We start from the raw sequence: 261 nt of genomic DNA, 5'->3' as shown, positions 1-261 counted from the left end.
TGCGCCAGTCGCTCTATCGCCTTGAGCTGATCGACCCCAACAACCCGGACGTGATTGCCGCGCGCTTCCGCTACCTGTTACGACAGGGCGATACGGCGGGCGCGCAAAAAGAGCTGGATCGCCTGAAAGGAATGGCGCCCGATTCCAGTGCCTATCAGTCCTCCCGTACTACCATGCTGCTCTCCACGCCGGATGGTCGCCAGGCCCTCCAGCAGGCTCGCCTGCTTGCCACCCCCGGGCACACCCAGGAAGCCATTGCCG

At 64.4% G+C, this 261-nt stretch carries 1 protein-coding gene; it reads left to right on the top strand.

Going from position 1 to position 261, the window contains the following annotated elements; all coding sequences use genetic code 11:
* On the top strand, nucleotides 1–261 hold a 261-nt coding region (locus tag RTW80_RS29705), incomplete at both ends, for a tetratricopeptide repeat protein (RefSeq protein ID WP_312721723.1).

Origin of the sequence: Escherichia sp. AM3 (assembly GCF_032029835.1) — a bacterium.
Lineage (GTDB): Bacteria > Pseudomonadota > Gammaproteobacteria > Enterobacterales > Enterobacteriaceae > Escherichia > Escherichia coli.
Note: the sequence above shows the minus strand (reverse complement) of the source record. Positions and strands in the feature narration are given on the sequence as shown.